The sequence below is a fragment of the Bradyrhizobium sp. 2TAF36 genome, assembly GCF_052114925.1.
Classification (GTDB): Bacteria; Pseudomonadota; Alphaproteobacteria; order Rhizobiales; family Xanthobacteraceae; genus Bradyrhizobium; species Bradyrhizobium barranii.
Map to the genome: position 1 here is coordinate 13,023 of NZ_JBFRFR010000028.1, position 18,767 is coordinate 31,789.

17 protein-coding genes are annotated in these 18,767 nt (G+C 64.9%); 10 read left to right on the plus strand and 7 right to left on the minus strand.

Translation table 11 applies throughout. The features are described 5' to 3' along the window. Positions 1 to 86: 86 nt before the first annotated feature. The 3 genes from AB4Z51_RS17420 to AB4Z51_RS17430 form a co-directional block, all read right to left on the minus strand. Positions 87 to 542, minus strand: a complete 456-nt coding sequence (locus tag AB4Z51_RS17420; protein WP_028148388.1) for a hypothetical protein — start codon at positions 540 to 542, stop codon at positions 87 to 89. A gap of 82 nt (positions 543 to 624) precedes the next feature. Continuing rightward, positions 625 to 996 carry a DUF883 family protein gene (locus tag AB4Z51_RS17425; protein ID WP_028148389.1) on the minus strand — a complete coding sequence of 124 codons (372 nt, stop codon included), beginning with the start codon at positions 994 to 996 and terminating at the stop codon, positions 625 to 627. A gap of 76 nt (positions 997 to 1,072) precedes the next feature. Next, entirely contained in the window at positions 1,073 to 2,185 is a 1,113-nt protein-coding gene (locus AB4Z51_RS17430) for an AI-2E family transporter (RefSeq protein WP_441497673.1), read from the minus strand. A 203-nt stretch (positions 2,186 to 2,388) separates the two neighbouring features. On the opposite strand from AB4Z51_RS17430, the gene AB4Z51_RS17435 reads away from it, so the two are divergent. Together AB4Z51_RS17435 and AB4Z51_RS17440 are read left to right on the plus strand one after the other, a co-directional pair. Continuing rightward, on the plus strand, positions 2,389 to 3,171 hold the full coding sequence (locus AB4Z51_RS17435; RefSeq protein WP_071916686.1) for a L,D-transpeptidase: 783 nt from the start codon (positions 2,389 to 2,391) through the stop codon (positions 3,169 to 3,171). A gap of 17 nt (positions 3,172 to 3,188) precedes the next feature. After that, positions 3,189 to 3,842: a DUF2865 domain-containing protein gene (locus AB4Z51_RS17440; protein WP_441497674.1), complete on the plus strand. Its 654-nt coding sequence runs from the start codon at positions 3,189 to 3,191 to the stop codon at positions 3,840 to 3,842. A 223-nt stretch (positions 3,843 to 4,065) separates the two neighbouring features. On the opposite strand, the gene AB4Z51_RS17445 is transcribed toward AB4Z51_RS17440, so the two are convergent. After that, on the minus strand, positions 4,066 to 6,159 hold the full coding sequence (locus AB4Z51_RS17445; RefSeq protein ID WP_441497675.1) for a methyl-accepting chemotaxis protein: 2,094 nt from the start codon (positions 6,157 to 6,159) through the stop codon (positions 4,066 to 4,068). 274 nt (positions 6,160 to 6,433) lie between these two features. On the opposite strand from AB4Z51_RS17445, the gene AB4Z51_RS17450 reads away from it, so the two are divergent. After that, positions 6,434 to 6,589 (plus strand): Thivi_2564 family membrane protein, encoded by a 156-nt coding sequence (locus AB4Z51_RS17450; RefSeq protein WP_011084288.1) that lies wholly within the window; start codon positions 6,434 to 6,436, stop codon positions 6,587 to 6,589. Between the two features lie 98 nt (positions 6,590 to 6,687). On the opposite strand, the gene AB4Z51_RS17455 is transcribed toward AB4Z51_RS17450, so the two are convergent. From AB4Z51_RS17455 to cysD, 3 genes are all read right to left on the minus strand, one after another. Continuing rightward, a complete protein-coding gene (locus AB4Z51_RS17455; RefSeq protein WP_441497676.1) occupies positions 6,688 to 8,853 on the minus strand; it encodes a malate synthase G in 2,166 nt (721 codons plus the stop codon). A gap of 297 nt (positions 8,854 to 9,150) precedes the next feature. Then, positions 9,151 to 11,067 (minus strand): adenylyl-sulfate kinase, encoded by a 1,917-nt coding sequence (gene cysC / locus AB4Z51_RS17460; RefSeq protein ID WP_441497677.1) that lies wholly within the window; start codon positions 11,065 to 11,067, stop codon positions 9,151 to 9,153. A 20-nt stretch (positions 11,068 to 11,087) separates the two neighbouring features. Continuing rightward, complete coding sequence (gene cysD, locus AB4Z51_RS17465) at positions 11,088 to 11,882, minus strand: sulfate adenylyltransferase subunit CysD (RefSeq protein WP_441497678.1); 795 nt, start codon at positions 11,880 to 11,882, stop codon at positions 11,088 to 11,090. 236 nt (positions 11,883 to 12,118) lie between these two features. Here cysD and cysG point away from each other — a divergent pair, with 236 nt between their 5' ends. The 7 genes from cysG to cysT all read left to right on the plus strand — a co-directional run bounded on the left by cysG (position 12,119) and on the right by cysT (position 18,760). After that, the gene (gene cysG, locus AB4Z51_RS17470) at positions 12,119 to 13,543 is read left to right on the plus strand and encodes a siroheme synthase CysG (RefSeq protein ID WP_441497679.1); all 1,425 of its coding nucleotides are present in this window, start codon (positions 12,119 to 12,121) and stop codon (positions 13,541 to 13,543) included. Then, positions 13,540 to 13,848, plus strand: coding sequence for a DUF2849 domain-containing protein (locus AB4Z51_RS17475; protein ID WP_071916679.1), 309 nt, complete (start codon positions 13,540 to 13,542; stop codon positions 13,846 to 13,848). The genes cysG and AB4Z51_RS17475 overlap by 4 nt, the downstream gene beginning before the upstream one ends. 30 nt (positions 13,849 to 13,878) lie before the next feature. Further along, positions 13,879 to 15,534 (plus strand): nitrite/sulfite reductase, encoded by a 1,656-nt coding sequence (locus tag AB4Z51_RS17480; RefSeq protein WP_063980993.1) that lies wholly within the window; start codon positions 13,879 to 13,881, stop codon positions 15,532 to 15,534. After that, positions 15,521 to 16,036, plus strand: coding sequence for a DUF934 domain-containing protein (locus tag AB4Z51_RS17485; protein WP_063980994.1), 516 nt, complete (start codon positions 15,521 to 15,523; stop codon positions 16,034 to 16,036). The genes AB4Z51_RS17480 and AB4Z51_RS17485 overlap by 14 nt, the downstream gene beginning before the upstream one ends. Next, entirely contained in the window at positions 16,033 to 16,764 is a 732-nt protein-coding gene (locus tag AB4Z51_RS17490; RefSeq protein WP_259259146.1) for a phosphoadenylyl-sulfate reductase, read from the plus strand. The genes AB4Z51_RS17485 and AB4Z51_RS17490 overlap by 4 nt, the downstream gene beginning before the upstream one ends. A gap of 124 nt (positions 16,765 to 16,888) precedes the next feature. Next, positions 16,889 to 17,890 carry a sulfate ABC transporter substrate-binding protein gene (locus AB4Z51_RS17495; protein ID WP_028148402.1) on the plus strand — a complete coding sequence of 334 codons (1,002 nt, stop codon included), beginning with the start codon at positions 16,889 to 16,891 and terminating at the stop codon, positions 17,888 to 17,890. Positions 17,891 to 17,923: 33 nt separating this feature from the next. Continuing rightward, positions 17,924 to 18,760 carry a sulfate ABC transporter permease subunit CysT gene (gene cysT, locus AB4Z51_RS17500; RefSeq protein WP_071916676.1) on the plus strand — a complete coding sequence of 279 codons (837 nt, stop codon included), beginning with the start codon at positions 17,924 to 17,926 and terminating at the stop codon, positions 18,758 to 18,760. The last annotated feature ends 7 nt before the right edge of the window (positions 18,761 to 18,767 follow it).

Here is an 18,767-nt window from a genome sequence, read left to right on the forward strand (position 1 = left end):
GCGCAAAATTGCGCATGATCGCCGGATGGAATTCCCGCAAGCTCGCTCGTTCTGCCGGCGACGAAATTATCTTAGCGCTTCGACCGTTATTCGGCCGGTTCAGCCGAGGCTTCGTCGGATGCGCCGGCACGGCTCGCCATGATTCCGAGGGCGACGCCGCCGATCGCCAGGATCGGCAGCAGCCGCTTGATTCCGATGGCGCGAACGATCTGGAGGCCCGTCGCGAGCAGCATGGGGTCGGCGAGCATGCTCGAAGCGGCCGACTTCGCGGCGCGCTCGGCGGCGATCCGGGCGCGCTTCCGCATCTCCCGCTTGTAGCCCCAATAGCTCCCCGCCGCGGCAAGCGTCAGCAGGAAGAAGATGCCGGCGCCGGCGAGGCAGGCCTGCACCGGTCCGTAGGTCTGAAGGACCGAGATGAAGGCGGCCGCGCAGAGAAAGCCCGTGGTGATGAAGAGCGCGAGTGCCGCGCCCGCGGCGAGCGATGTCAGGCGGACGGTCGCGCCCGTCGATGCGCTGATGCCGTCGATGATGCGCTGTAACATGGCCTTGCTCCTCAGATCCCCGCAAGCCGGCAGCGACGGCGCGACAGCGCCGCCGTAACAACGTCAAGGTCCTGCGCCCACGCTACCGGCGCCAGGCGACACCGATCAGGAAGCCGATGCCGAGCGCGAGTCCGACGGTCGCGAGCGGCCGCTGCGTGATGGCGTCTTCCAGCGTTTCCTCGATCGAGCCGTAGGCGTCTTGCGCAGCTTCCATCATGGCGCTGCCGCGATCCGACATGTCGTCGACCGCGGAATCCACGCTCTCGCGGGCCTGGCGATAGCCGCGGCGGGCCTGCTTGCTGGTGGAATTGGCAAAGGTGTTGAGCGCGTCGGTGATCTGATCGGTGAGGGCGGCGATATCGCTTTTCACGGCTGCTACATCCTTCTCGAGGCGTTCTCTGGTGGCTTTGTCGGTCCAGTCTCTCATCCCGGTTTCGCCATTGGTTGACATCAGGAGCTCCAAAGCTGTTGGCGGCTGAGATAGCCGGAAAACGTTTCGTGCCCGGGTAAGTTCCGTTCGGGGAAACCGGTCATGCCTGCGGCAGCTGCGGCGAATTCTCCGGCAGCAGATGCTCCTTCAGGATCAGTCCGACGATCAGGAGCGGCGACGACAGGAATGCGCCCATCGGTCCCCACAGCCAGGTCCAGAAGGCCAGCGCGATGAAGACGGCAAGCGCGTTCAGGGAAAGCCTGCGCCCGATGATGGTCGGTGTGACGAAGTGCCCTTCCAGGAAGGTGATGCCGCCGAACGCGAGCCCCGCCATCAGTCCGCCGCCGATGGTCGGGAAGGCGACGAGCCCCACCACGACCAGAATGACGAACGTCGCGACCGGTCCGATGATCGGGATGAAGTTGAGCGCCGCCGCAAGCGCGCCGAGCCCGGCCGGATTGGGCATGCCGGTGATGGCGCAGATGAGACCGGTTGCGATGCCCACGCCGACGTTGATCAGTGTCACCGTCAAAAGATAGTTGCCGAGATGGACCTCGATCTCGTTGAGGATCCGCAGCGTGCGCAGCCGCGCATCGCGATCGCCGAAATTCATGATCAGCGCCCGCCGCAGGTCGCGCCAGCTCGCGATGAACAGGATCAGAGTGGCGAAGAACAGCAGGAATTCGGCGAAGGTCGGCGACAGGAATTCCAGCGTCGGTTGCACCCATTCGGCTTTCGGCAGCGGAAGGCCTGGCAGCCCCTCGGAGCCGCCCACCATCGTCTGCAATTCCTTCCACAGCGCCAGCGGCCGGTCGAAGACGTGCATCTTCTCCTTCAACTGCGCGCCCAATTCCGGCAGGCGCGAGCTCCACTCCATGGCTGGCACGGCGATCAGCGCGACGACGAAGGCGACCACCGTCGTCACCGCGATCACGATCAGCACGGCGCCGAGGGCGCGCGGCACATGCCGCCGCTCGAGAAAGCTGGCGGCCGGCGACAACATGGTGCCGGCGACAACCGCCATCATGACCGGGAGGAAGAATGCCCTGGCGACGTAGAGCACGGCGACCACGGCAATCAGGAACAGACCGGCGAGCGCAAAGGCGACAAACTCGGTGCGGCGGATCACCGGCGGCAGCTCGACATGGCTGTCGGGAAGCGGGGCGCCCTCGTTGTTGCCGGAAATCAGACGTTCAGTGGGAAGGACGCGCACAATATCTCCTCCGCACGGAAGCCTCCGCGCGCCCATTGTTGGCAGTAGAACGTCCGGGCGGACGTTCCGGTTCCATCGCGGTTTCGTGAAGTTTTGCTCGCTTGACTGTGACCTCGCTGCCGCAACGAGCGGTGGAACTTGAGTCGGTCCAGCTGCGTTTGTTGGGAGCCGCATCACCTGATGCACATCCAACGGGGCAGCACATGACAAGGTTCTCTCCAGTCCGTCGCCGCTTCTCGCTGCGCGCCACCACCGCCATTGCCTTCGCGACAGCATTGCTGACCGTGCCCTTCGCGGCACAGGCCCAGACGCTCGGCTACGCGCCGATGCAGCCGCAGGGATATCCGCAGGACCCGAGCTATTCGCGGGGTTATGTCAACGCGGCGCCRCAGGCCGCCGACGAGGATGCCGCGCTGCCCGACCGGCTGCGCAAGCAGATCGTCAGCTTCGATCGGAACGAGCCGGCCGGGACCATCGTCATCGATACCGGCAACACTTACCTCTATTACGTGCTCGGCAATGGCCGCGCGATCCGTTACGGCGTCGGCGTCGGCCGACAAGGTTTCACCTGGGCCGGCGTGCAGAGCGTCAGTCGCAAGGCCGAGTGGCCGGACTGGCATCCGCCGGCCGAGATGATCGCGCGTCAGCCTTATCTGCCGCGCTTCGTCGCCGGCGGTCCCGGCAATCCGCTCGGCGCTCGCGCGATGTATCTCGGCTCGAGCGAATACCGCATCCATGGCACCAACGATCCCACCACGATCGGTAAGTTCGTGTCCTCCGGTTGCATTCGCATGACCAACGAGGACGTCACGGACCTGTTCAGCCGCGTCAATGTCGGCGCCAAGGTGGTGGTGCTGCCGAAGAACGCCCCGCTGATGGCCAAGGGATACGACAAGGGCGGCGACCCCATACGCAAGCGCCCGCCGGTGACGACGCTGCCTTCGGGACGGCAGGCGCTGAACATCACGACGTCGGCAGTGAACTGAGAGTTGAGCGAGGTCATATGAAGAGACGTTCGATCGGCAAACTCGCCGGTGGCGTGGCGGCGTGCTTCGCCGTCGCCTCGTTCGGCCTCGCGTTGACGCCGTCGGCGCATGCGGAAGACTTCTTCTCGGCGCTGTTCGGCGGCTTCCGCGCGCGCTCCGCGCCGGAGATCCGCATGCCGTTCCCGACCGATGACATGCCGCGCTACGACACGCCGCGCCAGCGGGCCTCTTATGGCGGCGGCATCGCTTATTGCGTGCGCAGTTGCGATGGCCGCTACTTCCCGGCGCAAGGAAACGACGCCGAAAGCAAGGCGAAATCCTGCAAGAGCTTCTGCCCGACGTCCGAAACCTCGCTGGTCTATGGCAGCAACATCGACGACGCCACGACGGACAAGGGAAAATCCTATTCCGACCTGCCCAACGCGTTCCGCTTCCGCAACGAGATCGTCGCGGGCTGCACCTGCAACGGCAAGGACCCGGTCGGACTCGCCCAGGTCAAGGTCGAGGACGATCCGACCTTGCGCAAGGGTGACATCGTTGCGGGCAGCGATGGCCTGGTGGTCGCCAGCCGCAACGCCAACGACCGCCGCGGCGTCGCGATGAATTTTTCGCCGCTGCCGGAGTCGGTGCGCGCCAGATTCCGCCAGGTGCCGGTGGTCGCGAAGGAGTAGGGGCGGTGCGGCCTCAAGTAGGTTGCGGCGCTAGCGCCTCGATCTCCACTGCCGTCCCGGACAAGCGGCGCGCAGATCCGGGATCCATAACCACAGGAAGCGGTTTGACGAAGGCACGTGGTTAGCAGCTCGCGCGACAACTTCTCCCTGTGGTTATGGGTCCCGGCGTTCGCCGGGACGACACTGAAGGTGTAGCGGCAGCTTTCTATCCAATCCGCAAGTCCTACGCCGCGCGGATCTTCCCAAGGAAGTCGCTGACCTGCTGGCCGAGCTGGCGGCTCTGGGTTTCCAGCGTTTCCGAGGCCTGCTTGACGTTGTCCGCCGCACCGGCGGCAGCATCGGCGTCGGCCTTCACGCCGGTGATGTTGTCCGAGACGTTCCTGGTGCCCTGCGCCGCAAATTGCGTGCTGCGGGTGATCTCCTGGGTCGCCGCGCCCTGCTCCTGTACGGCGGCGGCGATCGCGGTGGCGACCTCGTTCACTTCGCCGATGATGCCGCCGATGGTCTGGATCGCGTTGATGGCGTCGCTCGCCACCCTCTGGATGTCGGCGATCTGCCCGGAGATTTCCTCGGTGGCTTTTGCGGTTTGGCTGGCCAGCGATTTCACCTCGGAGGCGACGACCGCGAAACCGCGCCCGGCTTCGCCCGCACGTGCGGCCTCGATCGTCGCGTTGAGCGCGAGCAGATTGGTCTGCGCCGCGATGGTGTTGATCAGGCCGACGACCTCGCCGATGCGTCCTGCGGACTGCGCCAGCCCTTGCACCGTGCCGTCGGTCTCGCGGGCCTGGTTGACGGCGCGGCTGGCAATGCCTGCGGCGTGCGCCGCCTGCTGGCTGATGTCGTTGATCGAGGCAGAGAGCTCCTCGGCGGCGGCGGCGACGCTGTCGACGCTCATGGAGGCGTCGTTGGAGGCCTTGCCGGCGACCTGGACGCGGTCGTTGGTCTGACGCGACACCGCGGACAGGTCGCCCGAGGTCTTGCGCATCTCGCCGGACGCTTCGCTCAGTTCGCCGAGCGTCTTGCGCACCGCGCCCTCGAACTCGCCGACATAGGTCTCGACGGCGCGCTGGCGCGCGGCCGCGCCGACATTGCGCTCGCGCTCATGCTCTTCGATCTTGAGCTTCTCGGTCGCCTGCTGCTTGAAGGTTTCCAGCGCGCCGGCAAGCGCGCCGATCTCGTCCTGGCGGTCGAGATAGCCGCTGTCGACGGCAAGGTCGCCGCCGGCGACCTTGAGCATGGCGTCGCGGATGGTGTTGAGGGGATGGATGACGCGGCGGCTGACCAGCATGACCGCGCCGACGGCGAGGCCGATGGCAAGCGCCAGGAGTGCAAGCTGCACGATCAGCGCGCGCTGCGCGGTACTGCGCTGCTCCTGCGTGTAGGTCCGGGCGGCGTCGAGCGCGGCTTCGRCCACCGCGACCGCACTGGCCATACGGCCGACCGTGAGCGGGCTCCACTGGTTGGCCGTCAGCTCGGCCTTCTCACCCTTGACCAGGGTGTCCGCGAGACGGTCGCGCAAGGTGAGATATTGCGGCTCGAAATAAGCGGTCTTGGCCGTGGTCATGGCCGAGGCGAGCGCGGGCGGCAATTGCATGCCCGAGGTCGACAATTCCAGCGCTTTCCACATCGCGGCCGTACCGCCGACAAATTGGGTATAGTTGTAGCGGCCCTCCGGCGTGATCTTGCCGGCCGCAAGTCCGGTCGAGACGATCAGTGAGGCCTCGCCCGCGGTGTTGCGGAGCAGCCAGGCGCTCTGCTTGATCGACAGCAGCTGGTCGATCACGGCATCCTGGTGGTTGACGGTGGCGGCGAGGACACCCGAGAGTTTGTCGAGCACGTCGAGCAGCCCCTGCGTCGTCTCCATGTATTCCTTGGTCAGGCCGGCGCGGCGCTGGTCCTTCGGTTTGGCAACATCCTCCCAGAACTGCTTCTGCTCTTCGCCTAGCAGTTTGTAGAGCCGCGCGAGCTCCGGCACCAGCGCGCCCGATTGCGGGAAGTCGATGCTCGGCAGCAGCTCGAGCGCGCGGGCCATCGCCGGCATCTGCGCATCGCGCAGCGCACGCAGATATCTCTCGATCTCGGAATCCATCGGCTCGGTCGCGTTCAGCAGCCGCGACGTGGTCGAGCGGTCGGTGCGCAGATTGTGCATCGCCTTGAACAGATCGGCGGAGGCGTCGGCGATCTGCGAGATGCGGTTGGCGGTCTTGAGGCGGTCCCAGGAGGCGTAGGCGGTGAGCGAGAGCGCAATCACCACACAGACCGAGGTGATGGCGATCACCGCCTTCAGCAGCGCGGACACGGTCAGACGATTCAGCATCGAAGCCCCCCTAAATTCCCATTGCAAACTTCGTCGAGACGCCCCGGCAACATCAAAACGGAGGGGCACGCAGATCGGCAATCGCATGCCGTTTGCGGCGCATCACCCAAACGGTTTCTGCATCTGAAACGAAAAGGGTAAAGTTTTAGGCAGGCCGCCTGATCGTAGAAGTACGTATTTACTAGAAGTTGCAGTGGGTTGCCGTGATGGAACCTGCGCGGGAGATAGGCGTTAGAACACCGTCAGACAATTTGCCTGAAGGGGGGTCCTTGCGATGCTGGTCGGCGTACTCGTCACCTTTCTCGTCGTCATTCTCGTGCTCTATCTCATCAACATGCTGCCCATGGACGGTCGCGCCAAGCAGATCGCGCGCGTGGTCGTCATCATCATCGGCGTGGTGTCGCTGCTGAAATATCTGACGGTGTTTTAGCGGGGTGGGGCGTGTAGCCTCAAACAAAAAGCCCCGGCGCGAGCCGGGGCTTTCGGTGTTTCCAGTCGCGTGGCTATCGCCCGGCGGACTTCGCCTTGTCAGCCAGCCGCCTTGGCCTCGCGGCGGCGGGCGGTGAGGATATACTCGGTGTAGCCGTTCGGCTGCTCGCGCCCCTTGAAGATCAGGTCGCAGGCCGCCTTGAACGCGACACCGTCGAAGGCGGGTGCCATCGGCTTGTAGATTGTGTCGCCGGCGTTCTGCTTATCGACCACGACGGCCATGCGCTTGAGCGATTCCATCACCTGCGCCTCGGAGATGACGCCCTGGTGCAGCCAGTTGGCGAGATGCTGGCTGGAGATGCGCAAGGTGGCGCGGTCTTCCATCAGGCCGACATCGTGGATATCAGGCACCTTGGAGCAGCCGACGCCCTGGTCGATCCAGCGCACGACGTAACCGAGAATGCCCTGGCAGTTGTTGTCGATCTCCTGCTTGACGTCGTCGGGCGCCCAGTTCGACTTCGACACCGGGATGGTGAGGATGTCGGAGAGCTTCGCGCGCGGACCGCCCTTGGTGAGCTCCTGCTGGCGCGCGGTGACGTTGACCTGGTGATAGTGCAGGGCGTGCAGCGTCGCTGCGGTCGGCGAGGGCACCCAGGCGGTGGTGGCGCCGGCCTGCGGATGCGCGAGCTTCTGTTGCAGCATGTCCGCCATCTTGTCGGGCGCCGCCCACATGCCCTTGCCGATCTGGGCGTGGCCGGGCAGGCCGTCGATCAGGCCCATGTCGACGTTCCAGTCCTCATAGGCCTTGATCCAGGCCTGCGCCTTCATCTCGTTCTTGCGGATCATCGGGCCCGCTTCCATCGAGGTGTGGATCTCGTCGCCGGTGCGGTCGAGGAAGCCGGTGTTGATGAACATGATGCGCTTGGAGGCGCGCTGGATGCAGGCCTTGAGGTTGACGGTGGTGCGCCGCTCCTCGTCCATGATGCCGACCTTGAGCGTGTTCTCGGGCAGCGAGAGCATCTTCTCGACATGGTCGAAGATCTCGCAGGTCAGCGACACCTCGTCCGGGCCGTGCATCTTCGGCTTGACGATATAGGCAGATCCCGTGCGGCTGTTCTTGACCTTGGAGTTGCCCTTGAGGTCGTGGATCGCGAGCAGGCCGGAGACGGCCGCGTCGAGCAGGCCTTCCGGAATCTCCTCGCCCTTGTCGTCCAGCACCGCGTCGGTGAACATGTGGTGACCGCAATTTCGCATCAGCAGCAGGCTGCGGCCATGCAGCTTCACTTCGCCCTTGCCGTCCGGCGTCTTGTAGCTGCGGTCACTGTTGAGCGAACGGGTCAGCGTCTTGCCGCCCTTCTCGAAATCGGCCGAGAGCGTGCCGTTCATCAGGCCAAGCGTGTTGCGATAGACCAGCACCTTGTCCTCGGCATCGACCGCGGCGACCGAGTCTTCCATGTCGAGGATGGTCGAGACCGCGGACTCCATGATCATATCGGCGACGCCGGCGGGATCGTCCTTGCCGATCACGCTGCTGCGGTCGATCTTGACCTCGACGTGCAGGCCGTTGTTGGCGAGCAGCACCGCGGACGGCGCGGCGGCATCACCCTGGAAGCCCGCGAATTGCGCGGCGTTCTTCAGCGCGGTGGCATTGCCGCTCTTGAGTTTGACGGCGAGCTGGCCCGCGACCACACTATAGGCGGTGACGTCGGTGTGGCTGCCGGTCGCGAGCGGTACGGCGGCATCGAGGAACGCTTTCGCCTTGGCGATCACCTTGTCGCCGCGCGCCTTGTTGTAACCCTTGCCGCTCTCGGAAGGATCGTGCGGGATCGCGTCGGTGCCGTAGAAGGCATCGTAGAGCGAGCCCCAGCGCGCGTTCGCCGCGTTCAGCGCATAGCGCGCGTTGGTGAGGGGCACGACGAGCTGCGGGCCGCAGATCTTGCCGATCTCTTCGTCCACATTGGCGGTCTCGACCTTCTGCGTCGCCGGCTCGGGGACGAGATAGCCGATCTCCTTCAGGAACGCGCTATAGGCATCGAGGTCGAACGCCTTGCCCTTGTTCGCACGGTGCCAGTCGTCGATCTTGGCCTGCAGCGTGTCGCGCACGGCGAGCAGCGCGCGGTTCTTCGGCCCCAGATCCTTGATGATGGCGGCGACCCCGGCCCAGAACGCATCCGGCGCGATCCCCGTTTTCGGGGCCGCTTCCTTGGCGATGAAGTCAAACAGGACGGGAGCGATCTTCAATCCGTGGGCGTCGACGCGTTTCATGATGGGCTTTCTTGTTGGAAATGGCTGTTTTTTGGCTGCTTTTGACCCGACAGCAGCAAAATGCGCCCATAAGGGGCGGCTTTCAGGGCCTATTAGCCCCAAAATCGGGGCCGTGAGAAGGCCTCCAAAAGTTGTCAAAATGTCAAGGCGAGGTGTGCAGCCCGACGCACCGGTGTCATTCCCCGCGAAGGCGGGGAATCCAGTACGCCGCGGCTTCCCCGTGACCCAATGCTGTCTCTGGAATACTGGGTCGCCCGGTCAAGCCGGGCGACGACAGCCGGGGAAAATCGGACGGCCTCAAATATTCGCGGCGAGGTCCACGAGTTCGTCGAACAGCACGCCGGTGGTCTTCAGCATCCGTTCGATCTCGTCCGCAGCATCCGCAACCGTGCGGGCCGACGTGTCGATCACGAGCTCGGCAGCCTCGGGTCGCTCGTAGTCGTTGCCGATGCCGGTGAACGACGCCAGCGCGCCGGCGCGGGCCTTCTTGTAATGGCCCTTGGGATCGCGATCCTCGCAGACGTCTGCCGGCGTCGCGACGTGGATCTCGCGGAACGCGGTGTCGGCGATGCGGCGCGCGGTCGCGCGGTCCTCGCGGGCCGGCGAGACGGYGGCGACGATCGCGATGTGGCCGTTGCGGGCGAGATGGGTCGCGACCTCGGCGAGGCGGCGGATGTTCTCGCTGCGGTCGGCGGCGGAGAAGCCGAGATCGTTGTTGAGCCCAGCGCGCAACGTGTCGCCGTCGAGCAGGATCGGCGAGCCGCCATTAGTGAACAGCCGACGTTCCAGCGCCTTCGCCAGCGTCGACTTGCCGGACGCCGGCAGGCCGGTGAGCCAGACCACGGCGCCGTTGTGGCGGTAGCGCGCGGAGCGTTCGTCGGGCCGCAGCGCCGATTCCACCGGCACGATGTCGACCGGCACGGCGCGCTGGCCGGCATCGACCGACAGCACGAGACCACCGCCGGCGATGCGCCCCGAAACCTCGATCACGAGACGGCCAGTGCGCGGATTCTCGGTGTAGGGATCGGCGGCAATCGGGCTCGAAAGGGAAATGTCGATCTCGCCGACATGGTTGCGGCCGATCGCCTTGTTCTCGACGCTCGACAGCTCGCCGGGATCGACCGCCTTCTCGATGGCGACGACGGTGGCGCGGCTTTCCTTGGGGCCGCAGCGGACCAGGAGCTGGTCGCCCTTGGCGAGCGGCTTGTCGTGCAGCCAGAAGATCCGCGCTCGCAGACGGCGCGTCTCGCGCGGCGCGGAGCCGACATGCGCGACGATGTCGCCGCGCTCGATGAACAATTCGCGGTCGAGCGTGATGCCGACCGAGCGCCCCGCGCCCTGCCGTCCCGCGACCGGCGTTACCGGCCAGCTTTCAACCGTCTTGATCCTGGCGATCTTGCCGGCCGGCATGATCACGATCTCGTCGCCGGCAATGAGGCTGCCGGATTCGATGCGGCCGGCCACGATGCGGCGGTCGTCGAACTTGTAGATCGCCTGCACCGGCAGGCGCAGGGCGAGGGCTTCCAGCGGACGCGCCGGCTCGAGCCGATCCAGCGCCTCGACCACGGTCGGACCCTTGTACCAGCCGACGCGGTCGGTGCGCTCCGCGACGCCGTCGCCATCGCGGGCCGAGATCGGGATCACCGCCGTCGGCGTCACGCCGAGGCCCTGCAAATGCGCCGAGATCTCGTCGCTGATTTCCTTGAAGCGATCCGCGCTGAAATCGACGCGGTCCATCTTGTTGACGACGATCGCGACCTGCTTCACGCCAAGCAGGTGCAGCAGATAGCCGTGCCGCCGGGTCTGGTCACGCACGCCTTCGAGCGCGTCGATGATCAGCACCGCGCCGTCGGCCTGCGAGGCGCCGGTGATCATGTTGCGCAGGAATTCGGCATGGCCGGGCGCGTCGATCAGCACGATGTCGCGCGAATTGGTGCGGAAGCGGATCTGCGTGGTGTCGATGGTGATGCCCTGATCGCGCTCGGTCTGGAGCGCGTCGAGCAGGAACGACCATTCGAACGGCATGCCGCGTCGCGCGCTGACGGCTTTCAGCATCTCGAGCTTGCCGTCGGGCAGGCTGCCGGTCTCGTGCAGGAGGCGGCCGACCAGCGTCGACTTGCCGTGGTCGACATGACCGACGATGACGATGCGGACTTGCGGACGCGTGGTGCCGTTCGGAGTGGCGGGCGAAGCGGGGGTGACGATCATGTTCATAGCCGCGTTGCGTCCTTGAATCAGAGATAGCCGGCGACGCGCAGACGCTCGAAGGCGTCTTCGGTCTCGTGGTCGAGCGCGCGGCCGGCGCGCTCCGGCACCTTGGTCTGCTCGAGCTCGACCAGGATCTCATCGATGGTCGACGCGGTAGACGCGACCGGATTGGTGATGTCCTGATCGCCCAGCGAGCGGTAACGCTTGCCGTCCTTGGCGAGATACAGCGGGATGATCGGAATGTTCTCGCGCTTGGTGTAGGCCCAGATGTCGGCCTCGGTCCAATGCAGGATCGGATGGATGCGCAAATGCGCGCCTTGCGGCGGCGACGCATTGAAATGATCCCAGAACTCCGGCGGCTGATCGCGCACGTCCCAATTGCCTTCGAGCCCGCGCGGCGAGAACACGCGCTCCTTGGCGCGCGTCGCCTCTTCGTCGCGGCGGATGCCGGCGATCAGGCCGTCAAAGCCGAATTTGCCGAGCGCCATCTTCAGACCTTCGGTCTTGCGCGCAGCGGAACGGGCCGCCGGCGGCAGCGTTGGGTCGACGGCATCGATCGGTGGGCAGGGCTCGACGCGCAAATCGAGATCCCACTCCTTTCCGTAATGATCGCGGAAGCGGTACATCTCCGGAAACTTCTTGCCGGTATCGACGTGGAGGGCGGGGAACGGCAGCCGGCCGAAGAACGCCTTGCGCGCCAGCCAGATCATGACGTTGGAGTCCTTGCCGAGCGACCACAGCAGGGCGATCTTCTTCAGGCGGCCAAAGGCCTCGCGAAAAATGTAGATGCTCTGCGCCTCGAGCTGGTCCAAATGGTCCATGCTGGGGGCGGTCAGCCCGACGGGAATTTGCTCGGAAACGGGAGCCCGGACGTCCCGTCCATCTGCACCGGAATCGGTCCTGAGAAGATGCATCTCTGCCACTTTGCGTTTGGAGGCGAATTTTCTATAGTTGCGGTGCAGAAGAGAAGAAAAAATTTTCTCTTTGCGCGCTCGAAACGACACATATATAGAAAATAATTCCAGTCAACCCCGGATGTGGGGGAAGCGAGTATCGCATGCGGTTCTTGCCGGTGTTCCTCGATCTCAAGGCCGGTCCGGTGGTCCTCATCGGCGCGGGTGAGCTTTTGCGCGCCAAACTGCGCGTGCTCGCTGCTGCCGGTGCGCGCATCCGCGTGCATGCGATCGACGGCAATCAGGACCTGAGCCTCAGCTCCGACGACGCTGCGCGGATTGAAATCGCCACTGGCGATCCGCTCACCGCCGATCTCTCGGGCGTCATTGCCATCGTTTGCGCAGGCGCGGGCGATGTCGGCGTTGCCATGTCGGTCCGCGCCAAGGCGCTCGGCCTGCCCGTCAACGTCATGGACGATCTCGAACATTCCAGCTTCATCTTCCCGGCGATCGTCGATCGCGGCGATGTCGTGGTCGCGGTCGGCACCGGCGGAACCTCGCCGGTGGTGGCGCGGCGCGTGCGCGAGAAGATCGAGGCGCTGCTGCCGGCCCGCATCGGCGAGCTTGCCGAGTTCATCGGCGACTTCCGCAAATCCATCAACGAGCGCATCGCCGAGTTTCCGCTGCGCCGCCGCTTCTGGGAGCGCGTCATCGACGGTCCGATCGGCGCGTCCGTGCTCGCGGGCCGCAAGGGCGAGGCCGACGCCGCGATCAAGGCGATCTCCGATCCGTCCGCGTTCGCGCGTGCCGACAAGCCGGAAGGCTCCGTCGCGCTGGTCGGCGCCGGGCCCGGCGATCCCGACCTTCTCACCATCAAGGCGCTGCGCGCGCTCCAGGATGCCGACATCGTCTTCCATGACGAACTGGTCTCGGGTGAAATTCTCGACCGCATCCGCCGCGACACCACGCGCGTTCCGGTCGGCCGCCGCGTCGGCAAGCCGGGCATCGGCCAGGACGCCATCAACAAGCGCATGATCGAGGCCGCGCAATCCGGCCAGCGCGTGGTGCGGCTGAAGGGCGGCGACCCCTTCGTGTTCGGCCGCGGCGGCGAAGAGGTCGAAGCGCTGCGCGCGGCCGGCGTCGCCTATTCGATCATTCCCGGCATCACCGCTGGGCTCGGCGGCGCCGCCGATTTCGAGGTGCCGCTCACCTATCGTCATGAGGCGACCCGCATCACCTTCCTCACCGCGCACAAGGCGCGCGATGCCGAGAACGTGGACTGGTCGACGCTGACCGACACCAAAATGACCGTCGTGGTCTACATGGGCATGACCGCTGCCCCCGCAATCCGCGAAGGCCTGTTCGCGGCCGGCCGTTCGCCGGAGACGCCGGTCGGCGTGTTCTCCCGCGTCACGCGGCCGGACGCACAAGGCGCGATCGGCACGTTGCGCGACCTGCCCGAGCTCGTGCGGCGGACCCATGGCGGTCCCGCCATCCTCATCATCGGCGACGTGGTCCGGCATGCCGGTTCACTTCGCCGCGAAACACCCAAACAAATCATCTCTGACCTCCTGGATGCTGCCGAATGACCTCTCCCTTGCAAAAGAAACTTAAAATCAGCGATTCCTCCGTCGTGACCGCTAACCGTACCTGGGATGGCGTCGTCGTCTACCGCACCGCTGCCAAGGGCTGGTCGGCTGACCTCGCAGACGCCGCGATCGTGCGAAACTCCGATGAGGCGAAAGCGTTGCTCGCCGAGGCCGTGGCCGATGACGTCGGCGCGATTGGTCCCTATATCGCTCCGGTCCAGATCGGCGAGGACGGCAAGATCGTGCCCGGAAATCTGCGCGAGCAGATCCGCCGCGATGGCGTGACCATCGATTTGCCGGTTTAATCGCAGGTCGGGCTGTAAGGCACTTTAATCATGTACGCTTACGACGAAATCGATCGCACGCTGGTCAACGAGCGCGTCTCGGAATTCCGCGACCAGGTGCAACGCCGTCTCTCGGGCGAGTTGACCGAGGACGAATTCAAGATGCTGCGCTTGCAGAACGGCGTCTATCTGCAACTGCACGCCTACATGTTCCGCGTCGCGATTCCCTACGGAACGCTGGCGTCGAACCAGTTGCGGCAGCTTGCCCATGTCGCGCGCAAATATGACCGCGGCTACGGCCATTTCACCACGCGCCAGAACATCCAGTTCAACTGGATCAAGCTTTCGGACCTGCCGGATGCGCTGGCCGATCTTGCCGAGGTCGGCATCCACGCGATGCAGACCTCCGGCAACAACATGCGCAACGTCACCTCGGATCAGTGGGCCGGCGTCGCGCCGGGCGAGATCGAGGATCCCCGCATCTGGTCGGAGCTGATCCGCCAGCACACTACGCTGCATCCGGAATTCTCGTTCCTGCCGCGCAAGTTCAAGATCGCGATCACCGCGTCGGATCACGACCGCGCTGCGATCAAGGTCCACGACATCGGCCTGCGGCTGATCAAGAACGAGAAGGGCGAAACCGGCTTCGAGGTGCTGGTCGGCGGCGGTCTCGGCCGCACGCCGTTCATCGGCAAGACCATCAAGCACTTCGTCCACGGCCGCGATCTCCTGAGCTATATCGAGGCGATCCTGCGCGTCTACAACCAGTACGGACGCCGCGACAATATCTACAAGGCGCGCATCAAGATCCTGGTGCACGAGCTCGGCATCGAAAAGTTCTCCCGCGAGGTCGAGGAGGAGTGGCAGCATATCCGCAACTCCTCGCTTCAGATCGACGACGAGGTGATCGAGGACATCCGCTCGCGCTTCATCTATCCGGCTTATGAGAAGCTGCCGCACATGCCGGACGAGCTGCGCCAGGCCGCGGCCGATCCCGATTTCGAGGCGTGGCGCAAGAACTCGGTCGCCGCGCACAAGAACCCGGGCTACTCCATCGTCACGATCTCGCTGAAGCCGATCGGCGCGCCTCCGGGCGATGCCACGGCCGAGCAGATGGATGCGCTGGCCGATCTCGCCGACAAATATTCCTTCGGCGAGATCCGCGTCGGTCATGAGCAGAATTTGGCGCTGCCGCATGTTGCCAAGCGCGACCTGCCGGCGCTGTGGAAGGCGCTCGACAAGCTTGGGCTGGCGACGCCGAACGTCAACCTGATCACCGACATCATCGCCTGCCCGGGGCTCGACTATTGCTCGTTGGCCAATGCGCGCTCGATCCCGATCGCGCAGGAGCTGACGCGGCGCTTTGCCAACCATGAGCTCGCCAATCTGATCGGGCGGCTGCATATCAACATCTCCGGCTGCATCAATGCCTGCGGCCATCATCATGTTGGCCATATCGGCATTCTCGGTGTCGAGAAGAACGGCGAGGAGGTCTACCAGATCACCATCGGCGGCCGTGCCGACGAGAGCGCCGCGCTTGGCAATCTGATCGGCCCCGGCGTCAAGTTTGACGAGGTCGCTGACGTCGTCGAGGACATCGTGGAAGCCTATCTGGCGCTGCGCGAGCGGCCGGAGGAGCTGTTCGTCGACACCGTGAAGCGCCTCGGCGTCGAACCCTTCAAGGAGCGCGTCTATGCCACTCGTTAACGGCGGAAAAATCGCCGACGACAGCTTCGTCAAGCTTGCCGTCGACACGCCGCTGCCCGAGGGCGGCGACATCCTGGTGCCGGCCGAGCGCTTCCTCAGTGATGCGGACGCGCTGCTCAAGCGCGGCGGCAAGGTCGGCGTGATCTGGCCGAACAATCGCGATATCGCCGAGCTCGTGCCCTATCTCGGCAAGATCGCCGTCGTCGCATTGGTGTTCCCGAGCTTCCGCGATGGCCGCGCCTACAGCCAGGCGCGCCTGCTGCGCGAGCGCTATAATTATCGCGGCGATTTGCGTGCCACCGGCCAGGTGCTGCGCGATCAGTTCGTGTTCATGCTGCGTGCCGGCTTCGATTCCTTCGAGGTCAAGAAGCAGGCCGACGCGGAAGCCTTCATGCAGACCGCGAAGCGCTATTCGGTGTTCTATCAGCCGACCGGCGACGGCCGCATCACCGCGCTGCACCGGCGCATGCAGCTGCGTCACTCCGAAGGTGTCGGCACGTGAACGCAATCGCGCCCCAGGTCGCTTCGGTGTCCGCGTCTGCACTGCCCTCGGCGGAGGAGCTCGATCGCGCGCTGCGCGATGCTTCGCCTGCGGAAGTCATCGCCGCGGCGTTGAAGGCGGTCGGGCGCGAGAAGCTTGCGCTGGTGTCGTCCTTCGGCACGGAATCGGCGACGCTGCTGAAGGTCATGGCCGACGTCGATCCGGCTATCCCCGTGATCTTCCTCGATACCGGCTGGCTGTTCGAGGAGACGCTGGCCTATCGCGACACGCTGATCGCGGAACTTGGCTTGAAGGACGTCCGCTCGATCAAGCCTGCCGAGGAGACGCTGTCGCGCGAAGATCCCGACCGCGACCTCTGGTTCTCCGATCCAGACGCCTGCTGCCGCATCCGCAAGGTCGAGCCGTTGGCGCGTGCGCTGAAGCCGTTCGATGCCTGGCTCAATGGCCGCAAGCGCTTTCAGGGTAATGCGCGCACCGACATTCCGGTGGTCGAGGATGATGGCGCGCGGTTGAAGTTCAACCCCTTCGCCAATGTCTCGCGCGAGGAACTCGAAGCCATTTTCGTCCGCGCCAAATTGCCGCGTCATCCGCTGGTGGAGTCCGGTTTCCTGTCGGTTGGGTGTATGCCTTGCACCAGCAGAACGGCCGAGGGCGAGGATGCACGCGCCGGTCGCTGGCGCGGCCGAGCCAAGACAGAATGCGGCATCCACACGATGAAGACTTCGTAGCACAGTCGAGCTGTCCGGCTACGAACAAGAAAATCCGGTTCCGTTGACTTGAGAGCGTTTCGCCCCGAGTTATGCCCGCGTGCCATCGATGACGATGACGTCGTCGAGGTAAATGGAGATGGACATGATGCGCCGTATCGTTCCGCTCGCGGCAGGGCTGCTCTTGACTGGATTGTTGGCAAGCTCGGCTCTCGCCGCTGACATCAATCTCTTGAACGTGTCGTACGATCCGACGCGTGAGCTCTATGCCGAGTTCAACAAGGCGTTCGCGAATGCCTATCAGAAGGAAACCGGCAAGAGCGTCGAGATCAAGCAGTCGCATGGCGGCAGCGGTTCGCAGGCGCGTGCCGTGATCGACGGATTGCAGGCCGATGTGGTGACGCTCGCGCTTGCCTATGACATCGACGCCGTCGCGAACAAGGGCCTCACCGCGACCGACTGGCAGAAGCGTCTGCCGCAGAATTCATCGCCCTATACCTCGACCATCGTGTTTCTGGTGCGCAAGGGCAATCCGAAGGGCATCAAGGACTGGGACGATCTGCTCAAGACCGGTGTCTCGGTGATCACGCCGAACCCGAAGACCTCCGGCGGGGCGCGCTGGAATTATCTCGCTGCCTGGGGCTTTGCCCAAAAGAAATACGGCTCGGCCGACAAGGCCAAGGATTTCATCGGAAAGCTCTACCAGCAGGTGCCGGTGCTCGACACCGGTGCGCGCGGCGCCACCGTGACGTTCGTCGAGCGCGGCGTCGGCGACGTGCTGCTGGCCTGGGAGAACGAGGCCTATCTCGCCCTGAAGGAGTTTGGTGCGCAGAAGTTCGAGATCGTGGCGCCGCCGCAATCGATCCTCGCCGAGCCGCCGGTCGCGATCGTCGACAAGGTTGCCGATAAAAAAGGCACCCGCAACGCGGCCGATGCCTACCTCCAGTATTGGTATACCAAGGAAGGTCAAGAAATCGCCGCGCGCAATTTCTACCGTCCGCGCGACGCCGAGATCGCCAAGAAGTACGAAAACTCCTTCGCCAAGGTCGAACTGTTCACGATCGACGACGTTTTCGGCGGCTGGACCAAGGCGCAGAAGGAACATTTTGCCGACGGCGGCGTCTTTGATCAGATCTACAAGAACTGATCGGGCGCCGTCTTAGGAGTAGCAGGGGGCCTGGTGAGCGCAGTTGCAGCACGACGACGGACATTGCCGGGCTTCGGTCTCACGATGGGACTGACGCTTTCCTGGCTCTCCATCATCATCCTGATTCCGCTCGCCGGGCTGTTCCTGAAATCGCTGGAGCTTAGCCCCGAGCAATTCTGGAACATCCTGTCCAGCCGCCGCACCCTCAACGCCTTGCGCGTCTCCTTCGGCCTCGCCTTTGCGGCGGCCTGCGTCAATCTCGTCATGGGCAGCATCATCGTCTGGGCGCTGGTGCGTTACCGCTTCCCCGGGCGCCGGCTGTTCGACGCCATCGTCGACGTGCCGTTCGCGCTGCCGACGGCGGTCGCCGGCGTGGCGCTGACGGCGCTGTTTGCCGAGACGGGCTGGCTGGGTGCGCCGCTCGCAGCGCTCGGTATCAAGGTGGCATTCACGCCGATCGGCATCTTCGTCGCCATGATCTTCATCGGCATCCCCTTCGTGGTGCGCACCGTGCAGCCGGTGCTCCAGGACCTCGATCCCGAGATCGAGGAGGCCGCGGGCAGCCTCGGCGCCAGCCGCTGGCAGACCATCATCCGCGTGATCCTGCCCTCGCTCGGACCGGCGCTGCTCACCGGCCTCGCCCTCGCCTTCGCCCGCGCGGTCGGCGAATACGGCTCGGTGATCTTCATCGCCGGCAATCTGCCTAATGTCTCCGAGATCGCGCCGCTCCTGATCGTGATCCGGCTGTCCGAATTCCGCTATGCCGACGCGACCGCCATCGCCGTGGTCATGCTCGTCGTCTCCTTCGTCATCATCTTCGCCGTCAACCGGCTCCAGCGCTGGGCGCAGAGCCGGATCCCGGCGCGCTGAGGGCAGA